Source organism: Burkholderia plantarii (assembly GCF_001411805.1).
Lineage (GTDB): Bacteria > Pseudomonadota > Gammaproteobacteria > Burkholderiales > Burkholderiaceae > Burkholderia > Burkholderia plantarii.
Map to the genome: position 1 here is coordinate 143,338 of NZ_CP007212.1, position 18,134 is coordinate 161,471.

At 70.5% G+C, this 18,134-nt stretch carries 10 protein-coding genes; all 10 read left to right on the forward strand.

The features are described 5' to 3' along the window. The first annotated feature begins 436 nt into the window (after window positions 1-436). On the forward strand, window positions 437-7,570 hold the full coding sequence (locus tag bpln_RS00575) for a discoidin domain-containing protein (RefSeq protein WP_244131972.1): 7,134 nt from the start codon (window positions 437-439) through the stop codon (window positions 7,568-7,570). Between the two features lie 111 nt (window positions 7,571-7,681). After that, complete coding sequence (gene gspG / locus bpln_RS00580; protein WP_055137866.1) at window positions 7,682-8,161, forward strand: type II secretion system major pseudopilin GspG; 480 nt, start codon at window positions 7,682-7,684, stop codon at window positions 8,159-8,161. A 112-nt stretch (window positions 8,162-8,273) separates the two neighbouring features. Further along, the gene (locus bpln_RS00585; RefSeq protein WP_042623528.1) at window positions 8,274-9,461 is read left to right on the forward strand and encodes a type II secretion system F family protein; all 1,188 of its coding nucleotides are present in this window, start codon (window positions 8,274-8,276) and stop codon (window positions 9,459-9,461) included. After that, the gene (locus tag bpln_RS00590; RefSeq protein WP_244131973.1) at window positions 9,458-11,314 is read left to right on the forward strand and encodes a GspE/PulE family protein; all 1,857 of its coding nucleotides are present in this window, start codon (window positions 9,458-9,460) and stop codon (window positions 11,312-11,314) included. Before bpln_RS00585 ends, bpln_RS00590 begins: the two co-directional genes overlap by 4 nt. After that, window positions 11,307-12,254 carry a hypothetical protein gene (locus bpln_RS00595; RefSeq protein WP_063891159.1) on the forward strand — a complete coding sequence of 316 codons (948 nt, stop codon included), beginning with the start codon at window positions 11,307-11,309 and terminating at the stop codon, window positions 12,252-12,254. The genes bpln_RS00590 and bpln_RS00595 overlap by 8 nt, the downstream gene beginning before the upstream one ends. Next, window positions 12,251-12,802: a hypothetical protein gene (locus tag bpln_RS00600; RefSeq protein WP_042623529.1), complete on the forward strand. Its 552-nt coding sequence runs from the start codon at window positions 12,251-12,253 to the stop codon at window positions 12,800-12,802. The genes bpln_RS00595 and bpln_RS00600 overlap by 4 nt, the downstream gene beginning before the upstream one ends. A 2-nt stretch (window positions 12,803-12,804) precedes the next feature. Then, the gene (locus tag bpln_RS37260; protein WP_209444927.1) at window positions 12,805-14,424 is read left to right on the forward strand and encodes a hypothetical protein; all 1,620 of its coding nucleotides are present in this window, start codon (window positions 12,805-12,807) and stop codon (window positions 14,422-14,424) included. After that, entirely contained in the window at window positions 14,421-14,957 is a 537-nt protein-coding gene (locus bpln_RS00610) for a hypothetical protein (RefSeq protein ID WP_226993587.1), read from the forward strand. Before bpln_RS37260 ends, bpln_RS00610 begins: the two co-directional genes overlap by 4 nt. A 25-nt stretch (window positions 14,958-14,982) precedes the next feature. Further along, a complete protein-coding gene (locus bpln_RS00615; protein ID WP_244131974.1) occupies window positions 14,983-17,550 on the forward strand; it encodes a secretin N-terminal domain-containing protein in 2,568 nt (855 codons plus the stop codon). Further along, complete coding sequence (locus tag bpln_RS00620; RefSeq protein ID WP_082465160.1) at window positions 17,547-18,119, forward strand: type II secretion system protein; 573 nt, start codon at window positions 17,547-17,549, stop codon at window positions 18,117-18,119. Before bpln_RS00615 ends, bpln_RS00620 begins: the two co-directional genes overlap by 4 nt. The last annotated feature ends 15 nt before the right edge of the window (window positions 18,120-18,134 follow it).

An 18,134-nucleotide genomic window follows, 5' to 3' on the forward strand; every position in this document is an offset into this window, starting at 1 on the left:
CAGCCAGGTGCGCATCCGGTTTCCCGTTGGTCATTCGAAAGCGAAACGTCATGCACGTGACACGAATCCGCAAACGTTTGGCCCGATTGCCGGGTATTTTAGGGTTGCAAGGGTTTACACCTACCTAATTTGGGAGATTGAGGCCGTTATCCCCTGCTGATGCCAGATGAGGGTCATCCCCTATTTGGCGACGAAAACGTTTGCCATCCGTCCGTGATGAACGGTCGACGGGTAGCGAGGCGGGGTAACGGGGTAATGGGGAAAGGGTGCGCGGTGGCGTGCGGGTCGATCGGCCCGGGCGTTCGCGCGCGCCCGGCACATGGGGGGGCGCGCCCGGTTCGGGCGGCCCGGGTGCAAGACATACGCAAAACGGAAAAAACTGGGGAAACTCAACATGCGCAAGAATGTTAGGCATTCAGCCTGGCAGGGTGCGGGCTTGTTGCTCCTGTTATGGGGGCTATTCCTGCTCTCCGCGGTGCATGCGCGAGCGGCCGTCAAGCTGCCGCCAAGCAATCACATCCGGATCAATCTGGGTGCGACGCCGTGGAAATACATCAAGGACGTCGACAACCCGAATTCGATGCAGCCGTCGTTCGACGATTCGAAGTGGCAGTCGATCGGCGTGCCGCAGACGCCCGCCGACAACGACACCTTCATCAATCTCGAGTCGGGCGGCGGCCAGGGCCAGCTGACCGGCAACACCAACTGGTATCGCAAGCACTTCACGCTCGATCCGTCGTATGGGCCGGATCAGCTGAACCGCAAGATCCTGGTCGAGTTCGAAGGCGCGCATACCGGCGTGCAGGTCTACATCAACGGCCACTTCATCCCGGGCAACAGCCAGGTGCAGGCGAACTCGCAGGCCACGCACGTGATCGGCTTCATCCCGTTCATCGTCGACATCACGCCCTACGTCCAGTTCAAGGACGCCAACGGCAATCCGGTCGACAACGTGCTGGCGGTGAAGGTCTCGCGCGGCGACAAGTTCTTCGAATCGCCGAGCTTCTCCGGCGCGTTCCGCTTCGGCCAGGACGACACGGGCCTGTTCCGGCCGGTGTGGATGCACATCACCGACCGCGTCCACATTCCCGAGAACATCTACGCGGTGCTGAACACCTGGGGCACCTACGTGTCGACGGTGTCGGCCAACGACGCCTCGGCCACCATCCGCGTGCAGACCAACGTGCTCAACGAGTATTCGTCGAGCCAGCCGGTCACGCTGACGACGCAGATCGTCGACGCGGCCGGCAACGTCGTGGCCACCGCGCAGGACAGCAGGACGATCCCGGCCAACAGCTCGGGGCCGCTCAATCCGACGCTGTTCGACCAGGTGCTGACGGTGAACAACCCGACGCTCTGGTATCCGAACAACAGCACGTTCGGCCATCCGTACATGTACCGCGTGATCCACTCGGTCAGCATGAACGGCGTGGTGGTGGACACCAAGGAGAGCCCGCTCGGCATCCGCACCATCACCTGGGACCGCAACCTGCCCGTGATCAACGGCCACGAGCACTTCCTGTGGGGTGCCTCGGGCCGCTACGACTACCCGGCGCTCGGCTCGGCCGTGCCGCCGGACCTGCAATGGCAGGATCTCTCGCTGCTCGCGCAGGCGGGCGGCAGCTCGTATCGCCCCGGCCATTCGAGCCAGGGCCGCGAGTGGCTCGACGCCGCCGACGAGTACGGCATCATGATGCTGCAGCCCAGCGGCGACGGCGAGAACGGCTTCAGCGCGCTCTGCACCTCGGCCGGCCAGGGCAACTGCGTGACGCAGGACAACGTCACGCTGAAGGAAGAGCTGCATCGCGACATGATCATCCATGACCGCAACCATCCGTCGGTGCTCGCGTGGGAGGCGAACAACGGCAAGATGGACGAGGGCATCGCGCAGCAGTTGAAGCAGATCTCGCGTCAGTGGGACCCGGTCAACACGCGCGCCCAGGCCGACCGCACGCCGGATCCGGCCAACGGCGACATCCTCGGCTGCAGCGGCCAGGGTTGCGACATCAACGTCAAGCAGACCTACCCGAACTCGCCGGCCTACGGCTCCGAGTACTGGGGCGACGGTCTCGGCCGCTGGAAGTACGACTTCGAGATCCAGTTCGCGGCGTCCTACATCCGCGACTGGGTGCATAGCGTCGCCGGCAAGTCGTTCGGCATCGCGCACTGGTATCTGGCCGACACGCCGGGCGAAATCAACACCCAGACCGACGGCACGCCGAACAACGAAGTGCGTTCGAACGGCGCGTCGATGATGGACTGGAACCGCCTGCCGCGCCTGATCTACTACATCTACGAGGCGATCTGGACGCCGTACCAGATCAAGCCGGTGGTCAAGCTCGCACATACCTGGAACCGCTCGGGCACGGTGCGCGTGAACGCGTTCAGCAACTGCCCGTCGGTGCAGCTGCGCCTGAACGGCCAGCTGATCGGCGGCGCGCAGGCGCCGAACGCGGTGAACTCGGATCCGTCCGCGGACATCACGCAGAACACCACGCTGCTGCCGGGCCAGGTCCACTGGGACAACATCACGTTCCAGCCGGGCACGCTGGTGGCCGAGTGCCTGAACGAGAACCTGCAGGTCGCCGCCACCGACACGCTGGTGACGGCCGGCCCCGCCGACCATCTGGTGCTGACGGTCGATCCGCAGATCACCAAGCCGGACGGCGACCAGTTCCAGCTCACCGCCAACGGCACCGACGCGGCCACGCTGACGGCCAAGGTGGTCGACGCGCAGGGCAACCTGGTGCCGGACGCGGCCCAGACGCTGACCTTCAGCGTCAGCGGCCCGGGCACCTATCGCGGCGGCTCGGACCACTACGTGAACGACAACCAGCCGCAGGGCTGGCACGCGCCGGGCGATCCGAACCTGTCCGCCGAAGGCGGCATGGCAAAGATCGCGGTGCGCACCCAGTTCGCCACGGGCACCGTGCAGGTGACGGTCAGCTCGCCGAACCTCGGCAGCGCCAACGCCTCGTTCAACGTGGTGCCGGCCGTCGACGCGCAGGGCTTCAACGGCACCGGCACCACCGTCGGCCAGCAGGACCAGCAGGCACCGCAGATCGTCACGCAGCCGGCCGACCAGGTCGTCACGCTCGGCCAGACCGGCACCTTCACGGTGCTGACGGCCGGCGCCACGCCGATCTCGTACCAGTGGCTGAAGAACGGCACGCCGATTTCGGGCGCGACGAGCTACAGCTACACCACGCCGGCGCTGCAGCAGGGCGACAACAACGCGACCTTCAGCGTGGAAGTCAGCAACACGATCGGCCACGTCAGCTCGCGCAACGCGGTGGTCACGCTGGTGCAGCCGGCCGCGCCGCAGATCGTCACGGCGCCGCTCGCGAAGAACATCACCGCGGGCCAGAGCGCCGAGTTCACGGTGCAGGCCTCGGGCTCGCCGGTGCTGTCGTACCAGTGGCTCAAGAACGGCGCGCCGATCGACGGGGCCACCTCGCCCGTCTACGACACGCCGGTGATGGCCGTGACCGACAGCGGCACGCTGTACAGCGTCACGATCACCAACAGCGCGGGCAGCATCACGTCCACGGCGGTGAAGCTGACCGTGAACGTGGCCACGCCGCCCGTGATCGTCTCGGACCTGACCGACCAGAGCGTGCCGTTCGGCCAGAGCGTGACGTTCAGCATCAGCGCGAACGGCTCGAACCCGCTCAGCTACCAGTGGACCCACAACGGCCTGCCGGTCGGCGACAACTCCGCCAGCTACCTGATCACGCAGGCGCAGTCGAGCGACGCGGGCAGCTACGCGGTGACCATCACCAACAGCGCCGGCAGCGTCACGAGCCGCACCGCGACGCTCGACGTGAGCGGCACCGACGCGTCGAATCTCGCGCTGGGCGGCATCGCCAAGTCGAGCAGCGACCAGAACGGCGGCCTCGTTGCGGCCAACGCGATCGACGGCTCGATCGGCACGCGCTGGTCGTCGGCGCCGGAAATCGATCCGTCGTGGCTCGAGGTCGACCTCGGCTCGGTGAAGACCTTCGACAAGGTCGTGCTGGTGTGGGAAAACGCCTACGCCTCGGAATACGACATCCAGGTCTCGAACGACGAGAAGACCTGGACCACCGTGTTCCCGAACGGCCAGCCCGACGGCGCCGGCAACACCACGGCACCGGTCACGGGCGCGGGCGGCACCGAGACGCGCTTCTTCGCGAGCACCTCGGCGCGCTACATCCGCATGCTGGGCACCAAGCGCGCCACGCAGTACGGCTACTCGCTGTTCGAGTTCCAGGTGCTCGACGCGCCGCAGTGCGGCGCCGAGACCGAGCGCTTCACGCCGATCCCGGCGCAGGCCGGCACCTGGCATTCGACCATCCCGGGCCTGCCGGACGGCCCGTTCATCCCGACCGTGAAGGACAACGTCAGCGGCCTGACCTGGCAGCAGACGTACACCACCTTCGCGGCCGACGGCGCGCAGTTCACGCAGCAGATCGCCGAACAGTACTGCCAGTCGATCGGCATGCGCGTGCCGACGCTGAACGAGGCGCTCACCGTGGCGCGCGCGAACTACGCCTCGTGCGCGTTCCCGTCGCCGTGGCGCACCTGGACCACCACGCCGGTGCCGAACCTCGCGAACAACGCGTGGCTCGTCGATTCGTCGGGCAAGTCCTGGCCGGGCATCATCAACAACACGCCGGCCTGGGTGATGTGCGTCTCCGGCCCGACCGTGCCGGCGCCCGTGATCACCGCGCAGCCCGCGGCGCTCACCGCCAGCGAAGGGCAGAGCGCGAAGTTCACGGTGGCCGTTACCGGCACCGGTCCGCTCGACTACGAGTGGATGCGCAACGGCACGCTGGTCGCGATCACCACGATCCCGTCGTACACCACGCCGGCCCTCACGGTGGCGGGCGACAACGGCGCGATCTACACGGTCAACGTCAGCAACGCGGGCGGCACCGTGAGCAGCGCGCAGGCGGCGCTGACCGTGGTGGCCGCGAGCACCGGCACCGGCGGCAACGGCGGCACCGGGGGTAACGGCGGCAACGGCAACACGGGCGGCAATGGCGGCAATGGCGGCAATGGCGGCACCGGCAACAACGGTGGCGGCACCACCCAGCCGACCACGCCGAGCGCGAACCTGGCGCTCGGCAAGCCGACCACCTCCAGCGGCAACGAGAACGACGGCTTCGGCCCGGCCAACGCCACCGACGGCAGCACCAACTCGCGCTGGTCGTCGGCGTTCTCCGATCCGCAGTGGCTCGAGGTCGATCTCGGCTCGGTGCAGACCGTCGATCGCGTGGTGCTGCGCTGGCAGGATTCGTACGGGGTGGACTACAAGATCCAGACCTCGACGGACAACCAGCAGTGGAACGACGCGGTGACCAAAACGGGCGACACGGGCGGCAACGAGGACCTGCTGTTCCCGGCGCCGGTGCAGGCGCGCTACGTGCGCATGTACGGCACCAAGCGCTCCACGCAGTACGGCTACTCGCTGTTCGAGTTCGAGGTGTACAACACCGCGAACACGCCGAAGTTCACGCTGACGGCCACCAGCACGGGCAGCGGCACGCTCGCGCCGGCCGGCAACGCCTCGGTGCTGCAGGGCGGCAGCCAGACGTACCAGTTCGTGCCGGCCACGGGCGCCGCGGTGACGGGCGTGCAGGTCGATGGCCAGGACGTGGGCATCGTCGATCACTACACGTTCGACAACGTGCTGACCACCCACACGCTGAACGTCGCGTTCGGCTCGGCGGCGGGGGCGGTGAACCTGGCGCTGGGCGCGAAGGCGAGCGCCAGCGGGCTCGAGAACAACGGCTATCCGGCCTCGAACGCGATCGACGGCGACCTCAACACGCGCTGGTCGTCGAACTTCGCCGACGATGCCTGGATCACGCTCGATCTCGGCAAGGAAACCGCGTTCAACCGCGTGGTGCTGAACTGGGAGAACGCCTACGGCAAGCAGTACCTGATCCAGGCCTCGCACGACAACGTGGACTGGTCGAACACGGTCTACACGCAAAGCGCCGGCAAGGGCGGCATCGAGGACCTGCCGCTGCCCAACACCACCGCACGCTACATCCGCCTGCAAGGGCAGCAGCGCGCGTCGGGCTACGGCTACTCGCTGTTCGAGTTCGGGGTCTACAACGACCCGGCGCGCGCGTCGAGCGGCACCGGCAACGGCACGGGTACCACCCAGCCGCAGCCGACGCCGAGCCCGTTCGTCGAGCAGCCCGCCGCGCAGGCGGTGCCGGTGGGGCAGAACGGCCACTTCGCCGTGATGCTCTCGGGCACCGGCTACACGTACCAGTGGCTGCTCGGCGGCCAGCCGATCGCCGGCGCGACCAGCCGCACCTATGACACGCCGGCCACCGTCGCCACCGACAGCGGCAAGGTGTACAGCGTGGCGGTGACCGGGCCGGACGGCACGGTCACCACCTCGGGCACGGCGACGCTCACGGTCGACACGACGGTACCGAAGTACACCGTCAAGTCGGGCGTGATCGGCGTGGATCTGGTGAACAACACGCAGGGCACCTACTCGGATGCCCAGGTGTATGTCGCCGTGATCGCGCGCGATCCGGCCACCGGCCAGTTCGCGTGGCTCAAGCCGGACGGCACGATCGTGGCAGCGACGGTGGCCGACAACGATGCGCCGAACCACCTGACGGCACCGAACGGGCAGAACTACAGCAACTACTTCTTCACGCTCGCGCAGAGCAAGACGCTGCAGTTGCCGCCGCTGTTCTCGGGCCGGATCTTCGTGTCGCTCGGCTCGCCGCTGTTCATCAAGATCAACACGGACGCGGCCGGCAACATCGGCTTCGCCCCGCCCGATCCGAACAACGCCACCGACCCGAGCCTGGGCATCCCGTTCGACTGGTACGAGTTCGCCTACGGCAGCAACGGCCTCTGGATCAACACGACGCAGGTCGACGAGTTCGGCTTCCCGCTCACGGAAGACGTCTACTCGGCGAACGGCACCGTGCATCAGCGCACCGGCATCACGCAGCGCCGCGCCGACCTGTTCCAGGCGTACACGCACGAAGTGTCGGCGGCGTTCCAGCCGTCGGCGCCGTCGAACTTCCGCATCATGGCCCCGGCGCACGACTCGTTCGCGGCCGGCAAGGCCAACGGCAACTACTTCGACGGCTACGTCAACGACATGTGGACGTATTACGCCTCGAACGATCTGCCGGTGGTGGCGGGCGCGCGCGCGTTCGTCGGCCGCGCGTCGGGCACGCAACTGGTGTTCGGCGAGGTCGACCAGCACAACGGCCAGTTCCAGGGCAGCACCTATGCCGTGAACAAGCCATCCACGCAGGACGTGCTGCTCTGCAACGGCGTGTTCCTCGACGGCGACGGCACGCAGCAGCAGATCGAGGCGCAGATCTGCGCGGCGATCAACCGCCACGTGATGGGCGACGCGACCAAGTGGAACGTGCCGTCGGCGTACTACGCGGCTTCGCCGTACAACGAGTACGCGCGCTTCTGGCACGACCACGGCGTCAGCGGTCTCGACTATGGCTTCTCGTTCGACGACGTGAACAACCAGAGCTCGACCGTGAACGTGCCGAATCCGGAGCACGTCGTGCTCGGCATCGGCTACTGATGCCGCGCGGCCGATGACGGCAGCGGCGCATGCCGCACAGGACGGGCGCCCGGATCGCGGGCGCCCCTCCTTTTTCGAGATTTTCGTGAAGGATGATCGATGAATGACGGGATGGCAGGGATCACGGCGGCGCGGGCCGCGCGGGCGCGCAACGTGCAGGACCGGCGGCACCCGCGGCAGGCGCGACGCGCGGCACGCGGCTTCACGCTGCTCGAACTGCTGGTGGTGCTGGTCATCATCGGCATGCTGGCGGCGATCGTCGGGCCGCGCTATTTCGCGCAGCTCGGCAAGTCGCAGGTGACGGTCGCCCGCGCGCAGATCGACGTGCTGACCAAGGCGGTCGACAACTTCCGGCTCGACGTCGGCCGGTTCCCGACCGCCGAGGAAGGGCTGACGTCGCTGGTGGTGCGCCCGGCCAGCGCGGACAAGTGGAACGGTCCGTACCTGAAGAAGGAAGTGCCGCTCGATCCGTGGGGCCACCCCTACGTCTACCAGGTGCCCGGCACCAAGGGCGACTACGCGGTGATCTCGTATGGCCGCGACGGGCAGCCCGGCGGCGCCGGCGAGGATGCCGACATCAGCAGCGAATGACGCATCGGCGGTCCGCCCTCGGGCGGACCCCGCATCGCGCTGCGTCCCATGAGGTGCAGATGAGGCGCAGCGCCATGCGGCAGGCGGTTCAGACCAAAGGTAACGCGGGACCATGCAATACGAAGTCAGGGCGCTCTCGCCCGAGAACCGGATCATCGCGCTCGTCGTCGACGCGCAGGACGAGGCCGGCGCGCGCACCCACGCCGAGGCGCGCGGCCTGCACGTCACGCGCGTCGCGCCGCTGCGCGCGCTGCGCCGGCCGGCCGGCGCGCGCGGCGGGATCTCGCTGGTGCTGTTCAGCCAGGAGTTGCTGGCGCTGCTCAAGGCCGGCCTGTCGATCGTCGAGGGGCTCGAGGCGCTGCTCGAACGCGAGGGCGGCGCGCGCCTGCGCGGCGTGCTCGAACGGCTGCTGGCCGGGCTGCGCGAGGGCAAGCGCTTCTCCAGCCTGCTCGGCGAGCAGCCCGACGTGTTCCCGCCGCTCTATGTCGGCATCGTGCGGGCGGCCGAGGGCACCAGCGACCTGCCGCGCGCGCTGCAGCGCTACGTCGATTACCAGGAGCGCATCGACACGGTGCGCAACAAGCTGGTGAGCGCCGCGATCTATCCGAGCATCCTGCTGGTGGTGGGCGGCGGCGTGTCGGCGTTCCTGATTTCCTACGTGGTGCCGCGCTTCGCGACCATCTACGAAGGCACCGGCCGCGCGCTGCCGTGGATGTCGCAGATGCTGCTCGACTGGGGCAAGTTCGCCGCCGCGCACGGGCTGCCGCTCGCGCTGGCCGCGCTGGGCGGCGGCGCGGCGCTCGTCATGGGCGTGCGCGCGACCATCGCGCGGGTCGGGCTGGTGAGCCTGCTCGGCCGGGTGCCGGTGCTCGGGCCGCATCTGCGCATTTATCAGCTGTCGCGGCTCTACCTGACGCTCGGCATGCTGCTGGAAGGCGGGATTCCGATCGTCGCGGCGATGGATACCGCCTGTGGCACCGTCTCGCCCGCCATGCGCGAGGGCCTGCTCGCGGCGCGCGCGGCGGTGCAGTCGGGCGAGCCGCTGTCCGCCGCGTTCCTCGCGCGCGCGCTGACCACGCCGATCTCGCTGCGCATGCTGCGGGTGGGCGAGCGCTCGGGCGAGCTGGGCGCGATGCTGACCCAGTCCGCCGCGTTCTACGACGGCGAGATCAGCCGCTGGATCGACCGCTTCACGCGCATGTTCGAGCCGCTGCTGATGTCGGCGATCGGCGTGGTGGTCGGCACCATCGTCGTGTTGCTCTACATGCCCATCTTCGATCTCGCGGGAAGCCTGTCATGAATTCGCAGCCCATGCCCGCCGCTGCCGGGGCGGCCCCCGAGGCGGCGCTCGCCCGGGTGCTCGACGCGACGCAGGATGCGACGCAGGAAGCCGCCCATGAAACGATCCATGAAGCGATCCATGAAGCGATCCATGAAGCGGCCGTGGCCGCCGCCCCGGCGCCGGCGCGTGCGTTCGAGCCCGAGGCGCCGCTGATCGACGCCGAACTGCTGGCCCGCGCGCGCGGTGCCGCGGCCGCCACCCGGCGCCACCTGATCGACGAACTGCAGACGCTGACGGGCGCCGAGCCGATCGCGCTGATGCGCGCGCTGGCGGCGCGGCTCGCGATGCCGGTGGTCGAGACGGCCGGCATGCTCGCGCTCGCGCCCGCATTCGACCGCGTGCCGCTGTCGCGCGCCATGCAGCGCCGCTGCGCGCTGCTGCGCGAGGCCGGCGGCGCGCTGGTGGGGGTGGTCACCAGCCCGTTCGATCTCGACCTGCAGACCTGGCTCGCCGCGCAGGCGGGCGGCGACGTCGAGATGCGGCTCGCGCTGCCCGGCGACCTGCTCGCCTACCACACGCGCATGGAGGAGTCGGCGCGCGCGGTGGACAGCCTGGTGTCGGTCGGCGACGGCTCGCAGGCCGACGCGCGCACCGCCCAGGTGCTGTCGTTCCAGACCGTCAACGAGGCCGCGAGCCCGGCCGTCAAGCTGGTGAACTCGACGCTCTACGACGCGCTGAAGGCCGGCGCCTCCGACATCCACCTCGAGAGCACCGCCACCGGGCTCGCGCTGAAGTACCGCGTGGACGGCGTGCTCGACGCCGCCGCCACGATCCAGGGCATCGAGACCGCCGAGCAGGTGATCTCGCGCCTGAAGGTGCTGGCCGAACTCGACATCGCCGAACGGCGCGTGCCGCAGGACGGCAGCTTCCGGGTGGCCGCGGGCGGCCGCGACATCGACCTGCGCGTGTCGATCATGCCGAGCATCCACGGCGAGGACGCCGTGATCCGGATTCTCGACAAGCGCGCCATGATCGAGGCCTACGGCTCGCTCACGCTGGAGGCGCTCGGCTACGACGCCGAATCGCTGGTGGCGCTGCGCGCGCTGGCCGAGGAACCCTACGGCATGCTGCTGGTGACCGGCCCCACCGGCTCGGGCAAGACCACCACGCTGTACGCGGCGCTCACCGAGATCCACAACGGCCGCGACAAGATCATCACGATCGAGGACCCGGTCGAATACCAGCTGCCCGGCATCCTGCAGATCCCCGTCAACGAGAAGAAGGGCCTCACGTTCGCGCGCGGGCTGCGCTCGATCCTGCGCCACGATCCGGACAAGATCATGGTGGGCGAGATCCGCGACCGCGAGACCGCCGAGATCGCCGTGCAGTCGGCGCTGACGGGCCACCTGGTGCTGACCACCGTCCACGCCAACAACGTGTTCGACGTGTTCGGCCGCTTCAGCCACATGGGCATCGATCCCTATGCGTTCGTCTCGGCGCTGAACGGCATCTGGGCGCAGCGGTTGCTGCGCGTGAACTGCCCGCGGTGCGCGGCGCCCTACGAGCCCACCGACGCCGAACTCGCGCGGCTGGGCCTCACGCGCGCCGGCACCGCCGACTACGCGTTCCGCCAGGGCACCGGCTGCGGCGACTGCCGCGGCACCGGCTATCGCGGCCGGCGCGCGATCGCCGAGATCCTGATCCTCGACGACGAGATCCGCGACCTGGTGGTGGAGAAGCAGCCGATCCGCGTGATCAAGGAAGTCGCGCGCCGCAACGGCACGCGGCAGCTGCGCGAGGTCGCGCTCGGCCTCGTCAGGCGCGGCGAGACCACGCTGGCCGAAGTCAAGCGGGTGACCCTCAATGCTTGAGCGCTGGCTGTCGCGTCTTGCCCCCAAGGCCCGCGCGGGCGAGCCCGGCGCCGGCCGCGCGCGCCTGCTCGGCGGCCTTGCCGCGCGGGCCTTCGCGCGGCGCGGCCAGTGCCGGCTCGCGCTGGCGCCCGGCGCGCTGACGGTGCGCCGCGCGGGCGCCTCGCGCAAGGTGCCGGCGCTGTTCGTCGAACGGCCGCTGCCGGCCGGCGTCGAGGCGCAGCCGGAGGCGCTCGCCGCGCTGATCGCCGCCGCGCTCGACGAATCGGGCGGCCGCGGCCTGCCGGTGCAGGCCACGTTCGCCGACGCGCTGGTGCGCTATTTCATCGTCACGCCGGCCGACAACAGCGTGCGCCTGCAGGATCTGCGCGCGGCCGCCGGCGCGCGCCTGCAGGCGCTGTACGGCGACGACCCGGCCGGCTGGCAGATCGTGGCCGACTGGCAGGCCGCCGAGCCGTTCCTCGCCTGCGCCGTGTCGCGGCGCTGGACCGACGCGCTGCAGCAGGCGGTGGCCGCCGGGCGCGGCTGCCTGGTGTCGGCGCAGCCCGAATTCGTGGCTGCCTGGAACCGCTCGCGCCGCGAACTCGACGCCCGCACCTGGCTTGCCACGCGCGGCGAGCACGCGCTGACGCTGGGCCTGATCGCCGCCGGCCCGCGCGCGCGCGTGGCCGCCGTGCGCACGCTCGCGCTGCCCGATCCGGCGCCGTCGCTCGGCTGGCTGCGCGCGCAGGTGGCACGCGCCGCGCTGCTCGACGACCTGCCCGCGCCCACTGCGCTGCTGCTGCACGGCCCGCGCTGCGAGGCGTGGCTGCCCGGCGCCACCGATTTCACCGATCCCGGCATGAGCGTGCGCTGGGCCGCGCCGGGCGAGGCGGGTGGGGAACTGCTCGCGCGCGCCGCCACGCCGGCCGTGCCGCTCGGCTGGAGCGGGTCCGCGCGATGAGAAGCCTGCCCATCGATCTCGCGCCGTTCAGCGTGCGGCGCGAGTGGTACCGGATTCGCCCGTATGCGCGCGTGCTCGCGCTGGCCGGGCTCGTGCTGTGCGGCGTGGCCGCGTTTCGGGCGCAGACGCTGATCGTGCGGCTGCAGGCGCTCGACGGCGAGGCCGCGCGCATCGCCGAGCGCAACGAGCGCGCGCTGCATGCGCCGCAGCGCCTGCGCGGCGAGCCGATCGACGCCAGGCAGGCCGCCGCCGTCAACCTCGCCGTCGCGCGCCTGAACCTGCCGTGGGACGATCTGCTCGACGCGATCGAGGCGGCCACCTCCGGCAGGATCGCGCTGATGTCGATCACGCCCGAGCCCGCGCGCGCGCTGATCCGCATCGAGGCCGAATGCGCCGGCAGTCCGGACATGCTCGACTATCTCGGCGCGCTCGCGCGGCAGCCGCTCGTCGGGCGCGTCACGCTCACGCGGCACGAACTCGTGAAGGACGGCATGGACGGCGTGCTGCGCTTCCAGGTCGAGGTGCAGTGGCGGGGGAACGGATCGTGAGCATGCAGGCATTGGCCCGGAGCCTGTTGCGGCTTCGTCTCGCGCTCTCGCGCTGCGGCACCGGCACCGTGCTGGCCGGCGCGCTGCTGGCCGCCGCCGCGCTGCTCTGGCTCGGGCTGCTGCCCGGCATGGCCGCGCGCGTGGACGACCAGACGCGCTCGGTCGCGCGGCTCGCCGCGCTGCCGCCGCCGAAGCCGGTGGTGCCGGCGCCGGTGCTGGCGGCCGGCCGGCTCGCCGACTTCTACGCCGGGCTTGGCGACTCCGCGCATACCGGCGAGATCGTCGCGCGGCTGTTCGAGGCCGCCGCCGCGTCCGGCGTCACGCTCGACAAGGCCGAGTACAAGCCCGGGCACGACACCCCGGGGCGCTTCGACACCTATACGATCACGCTGCCCGTGAAGGGCGATTACGCGCGGCTGCGGCAGTTCAGCCAGAAGGTGCTGGTGGCCGTGCCCTACGCGGCGCTCGACGACCTGCGCTTCAAGCGCAATTCGGCGAACGAGCCGGGCGTTGAGGCGAACCTGCGCTTCACCACGTTCCTGCGGCCGGTGACGATCGCGCCGGTCAGCGCGTCGGCGGTGGCGGCGGCCGAGGCGTCGGCGGCGTCGGGGGCGAGCGCGGCGGGGGCATCGGCAGCATCCGGGGCGCCCGGCGCGGCAGCGGCGATGCCTGCCGCGTCGGTGACGGATACCACGCAGCGCGCCGGGTTCGGATCCGCGCAGCAGCGCGACAGCTCCGAAGTGCCGCTGCCGACCTCGGACGGCACGATATCGGCGGTGGCGGCGCGCGCCCTGGCGGTGGTGCCGGTGACGGCCGCGCCCGCGCACGGCGAGCGGGGCGGGGCGGCGCATCCGGCGACGCTGGCGACGGCGGCGAAGTCGAACCGGGGCGGCGCATCGGCTCCGGTGGCTCCGGTGGCCGCGACGGCATCGGCACTGGCAACCCCCGCGCCGGGCGCGGCCGGCGTCGCGCGGCCGGTGGCGGTCAAGGCACCGGCTCACGCTGAACCGGCAAGACAGGATGGCAAGGCGACGACGGTCGCGACGCCGACGCGTGGCGTGGCCGCGAAACCGGCGAGACCGGTGGCGGCCAGGGCATCCGCGCAAGCCTCGCTCGGCGGCCCGCGAGCGATGACGCTCGCGATGCCGGCGCCCGTGGCGACCACGAAACCGGCCGCGCCCGCATCGCAGCCTGCGGCGCAAGCCTCGCTCGGCGGCCCGCGAGCAACGACGATCGCGATGCCGGCGCCCGTGGCGACCACGAAACCGGCCGTACCCGCATCGCAGCCTGCGGCGCAGGCCTCGCTCGGCGGCCCGCGAGCGATGACGCTCGCGATGCCGGCGCCCGTGGCGACCACGAAACCGGCCGCGCCCGCATCGCAGCCTGCGGCGCAGGCCTCGCTCGGCGGCCCGCGAGCGATGACGCTCGCGATGCCGGCGCCCGTGGCGACCACGAAACCGGCCGCGCCCGCATCGCAGCCTGCGGCGCAAGCCTCGCTCGGCGGCCCGCGAGCAACGACGCTCGCAGTGCCCGCGCCCACCGCGCCCACCGCGACCGTGCAGCCGGCGGCATCCGCACCGGCTCGCGCCGCCGCCGCCGCTTCGCGGGGAGCCGCGCCATGAAGATGAAACGCCAGCACATCGTGATGGCCGTGCTGTTCGTCGCCTGCGCGTTGGTGCTCGTCTTCACCGGCCATTCGCAGGACGACGGCATCGTCGAGGCCACGCCGCGCGCACCCGCCGCCGCGCCGGCCCGCGCGGCGAACGCGAACGCCAACCCCGACAGCCCGCGCGGCACGTCAGGCGTGCCGACGATCGCGGCGGTCCGCGCCCGCGCCGAGCGCACCGGCGGCGGCGCCCACGCGCTGTTCGGCACGCTGCTGCTGGCGCCGCCGCTGCCGTCGGCCGCGCCCGAGCAGGTCGACGTGCCGCCGCTGCCGAACACGCCGCCGATGCCGTTCACCTACATCGGCAAGCAGCAGTCGGCCGGGCGCTGGGAGGTCTACCTCGCGCGCGGCGACGACACGCTGATCGTCCGCGACCAGATGGTGATCGACGGCACGTACCGGGTCGAGTCGATCGATCCGCCGAACCTGACGCTCGTCTACCTGCCTCAGAAACTTGTCCAGACGCTGGATATCGGCAGTGCCGACTGATCCGCGCGCCACGAGGAACGAACCGTTGTCCAAGCCCATCCCGATCCGAAACCGCCCGCCCACCCCGGCCGCGCTGCGTCTGCTGCGGCGCGGCACGATGCTGGTCGCGCTGGCGGTCCTGCTCGCCGCGTGCGCGCAGTCCCAGCCCTATCGCGACGGCCAGAAGCTGGTCGCGGCCGGCAAGGTCGACGAGGGGCTCGGCAAGCTCCACGACGCGTCGAACCAGGAGCCCGAGGACGCCAAATACCGCCAGGCCTGGCTCGCCGAGCGCGAGAAGGCGATCAACGAGGCGATGGGGCAGGGCGACCGGCTCGCCGCGAGCGGCGCGCGCGATGCCGCGCGCAAGGCCTACGAGCACGTGCTGGCGCTGAGCCCCGGCAACGAGCGCGCGATCGCCGGCCTCACCGCGCTCGATACCGACGTGCGCCTGAACCTGATGCTGAGTCGCGCCGAGGCGCTCTACGCGCGCCATCAGCCCGACGACGCGCGCCGCATGCTCGACGCCGTGCTGACCGAGGCGCCCGCCAACCGCCGCGCGCTCGAGCTGCAGCGCAGGCTCGCCGCCGATTCCGGATCGGCGCGTGTCGAGGCGGCGCTGGCCGCCGCCTACCGCAAGCCGATCCGCATCGACTTCCGCGACGCACCGCTCAAGCAGATCTTCGACGTGATCTCGCGTTCCTCGGGCATGAACTTCCTGTTCGACCGCGACGTGAAGACCGACCAGCGCACCACCATCTTCCTGAAGAACAGCACGATCGACGCCACCGTGCGCTACGTGCTCGCCACCAACCAGCTCGCGCAGCAGGTGCTCGACGAGAACACCGTGCTGATCTATCCGAACACGGCCGCGAAGGTGAAGGACTACCAGGAGCTGGCGGTGCGCACGTTCTTCCTCTCGAACACCGAGGCGAAGACCATCGCCAACACGCTGAAGACGATCCTGAAGGTCCACGACGTGGTGGCCGACGAGAAGCTCAACATGGTGATCGTGCGCGACACGCCCGACGCGATCCGCATGGCCGAGCGGCTGGTCGCGCTGGAGGACGTGCCCGAGCCCGAGGTGATGCTCGAGGTGGAGGTGCTGGAAGTGCAGCGCAACCACGAGGTCAACCTCGGCGTGGCCTGGCCGAGTTCGGTCAACGTCACGCCGCTGCCGCTCGGCAGCGTGATCGCGCCCGTCACCGGGCAGTCCAGCGCCACCAGCGTGGCCGGCTCGCCGTACTACCCCTATGGCTATGGCGGCGTGGGCTCGTACGGCACCGGTTCGAGCGGCTCGACCCCGGCGCTGACCATGAACGACCTGCTGCACCAGACGATCCGCACCATCGGCCTGTCGTCGCTGCAGGCCACCGTCAACGCCAACGTGCAGGACTCCGACGTCAAGCTGCTGACCAATCCGCGGATCCGCGTGCGCAACCACGAGAAGGCCAAGATCCTGATCGGCGAGCGCGTGCCGAACTTCACCTCCACGGCCACTTCCACCGGCTTTCTCTCGCAGTCGGTCAACTACCTCGACATCGGCCTGACGCTGAACGTCGAGCCCACCGTCTACCTCGACGACACGGTCGGCATCAAGCTCGCGCTGGAAGTGAGCAGCCTCGGCAATTCGATCACCACCACCACCGGCACCGCCGCGTACCAGATCGGCACGCGCACGGCCAGCACCGTGCTGCAGCTGAAGAACGGCGAGACCGACGTGCTCGCGGGCCTGATCGACAACGAGGAACGCACCTCCGGCAACAAGCTGCCCGGCATCGGCCAGCTGCCGATTCTCGACCGGCTGTTCGGCGCCAACGACGACCAGGCCAAGAACACCGAGATCGTGCTCGCGATCACGCCGCATCTGGTGCGCAACCTGCGCCGGCCCGACGCCGATCTCGCCTACTTCACCTCGGGCACCGAGACCAACCTGCGCAGCATGATCCAGTCGAACGGGCTCGCGCAGCCGGCCGCGTCGAGCAGCACGCCGGCCGCGGCGAGCACCGGCGCCGGCGGCGGGACGGCCGGCGCTTATGGTGCGAACGGCGGCTACGGCGGATATGGCGCGGGCGCGGGCGGCGCCTACGGCGCGAGCGGCTCGTCGGGCGCCGGCGCCTACGGCAGCGCCAACGGCGGCAGCGGCCTCTACTACGGCGGCGACGGCGTCGCCGCGCCCGGCTCGGGCGCCGTGCTCGGCACCGCGCAGATGACGATCGACGGGCCGCCGCAGGTGAAGACCGGCGATTCGGTCACCGTCTCGCTGTCGATGTCGGCCGACCAGCCGGTGGCGAGCGCGTCGTCGATCGTCGGCTTCGACGCCACCAGGCTGCAGTTCGTCGGCGTGACCGAGGGCGATTTCCTGAAGCAGGGCGGCGCGCCCACCTCGTTCTCGAGCCGCGTGAGCCCGGGCCAGGTGCAGCTCGCCGACTCCGTGCAGGGCGGGATGGGCGGCGCCGCCACCGGCACCTACGCGGTGCTGAGCTTCAAGGCGCTGGCGCCGGCCTCGCAGACCTCGATCAAGATCACGCCGGGCTCGGTGGTGGGCCTTACGGGCGCGCCGATCACGTTCGCGCCGCCGTCCGCGTTCACGCTCGGCATCAATCCGACGCCATGAGGCACGTTTCGCCCGCTTCACGCCTGCCCGCCGCCGCGCCGGCGCGGCGGCCCGCGCCGGGTCCGGCGCGCGGGGCCGGCGCGGCGCGCGGCGGCCGGCGCGCGGCGGCCGGCTTCACGCTGATCGAGCTGCTCGTCACGCTCGCGATCCTCGGCGTGCTGGCCAGCATGACGGTGCCGGTCGCGCAGGTGATGCGCCAGCGCGAGCGCGAGCAGGAACTGCGCGAGGCGCTGCACCAGATCCGCGGCGCGATCGACGCCTACAAGACGGCCTCGAAGGACGGACGCGTGCCGTCCGACAACGGTGCGTCCGGCTACCCACCGACGCTGAACGTGCTGGTGGACGGCGTGAAGGACCAGAACGATCCGAAGGGCGCGAAGATCTACTTTCTGCGCCGCCTGCCGCGCGACCCGATGAGCAACGATCCGCAGCTCGACGCCGCCGACACCTGGGGCAAGCGTGCCTACGCGAGCGAGCCCGAGGATCCGCAGGAAGGCGACGACGTCTACGACGTCTACTCGACCTCGAAGGCCGTCGGCCTGAACGGCATTCCCTACCGGAACTGGTGAGCGCGATGCGAATCC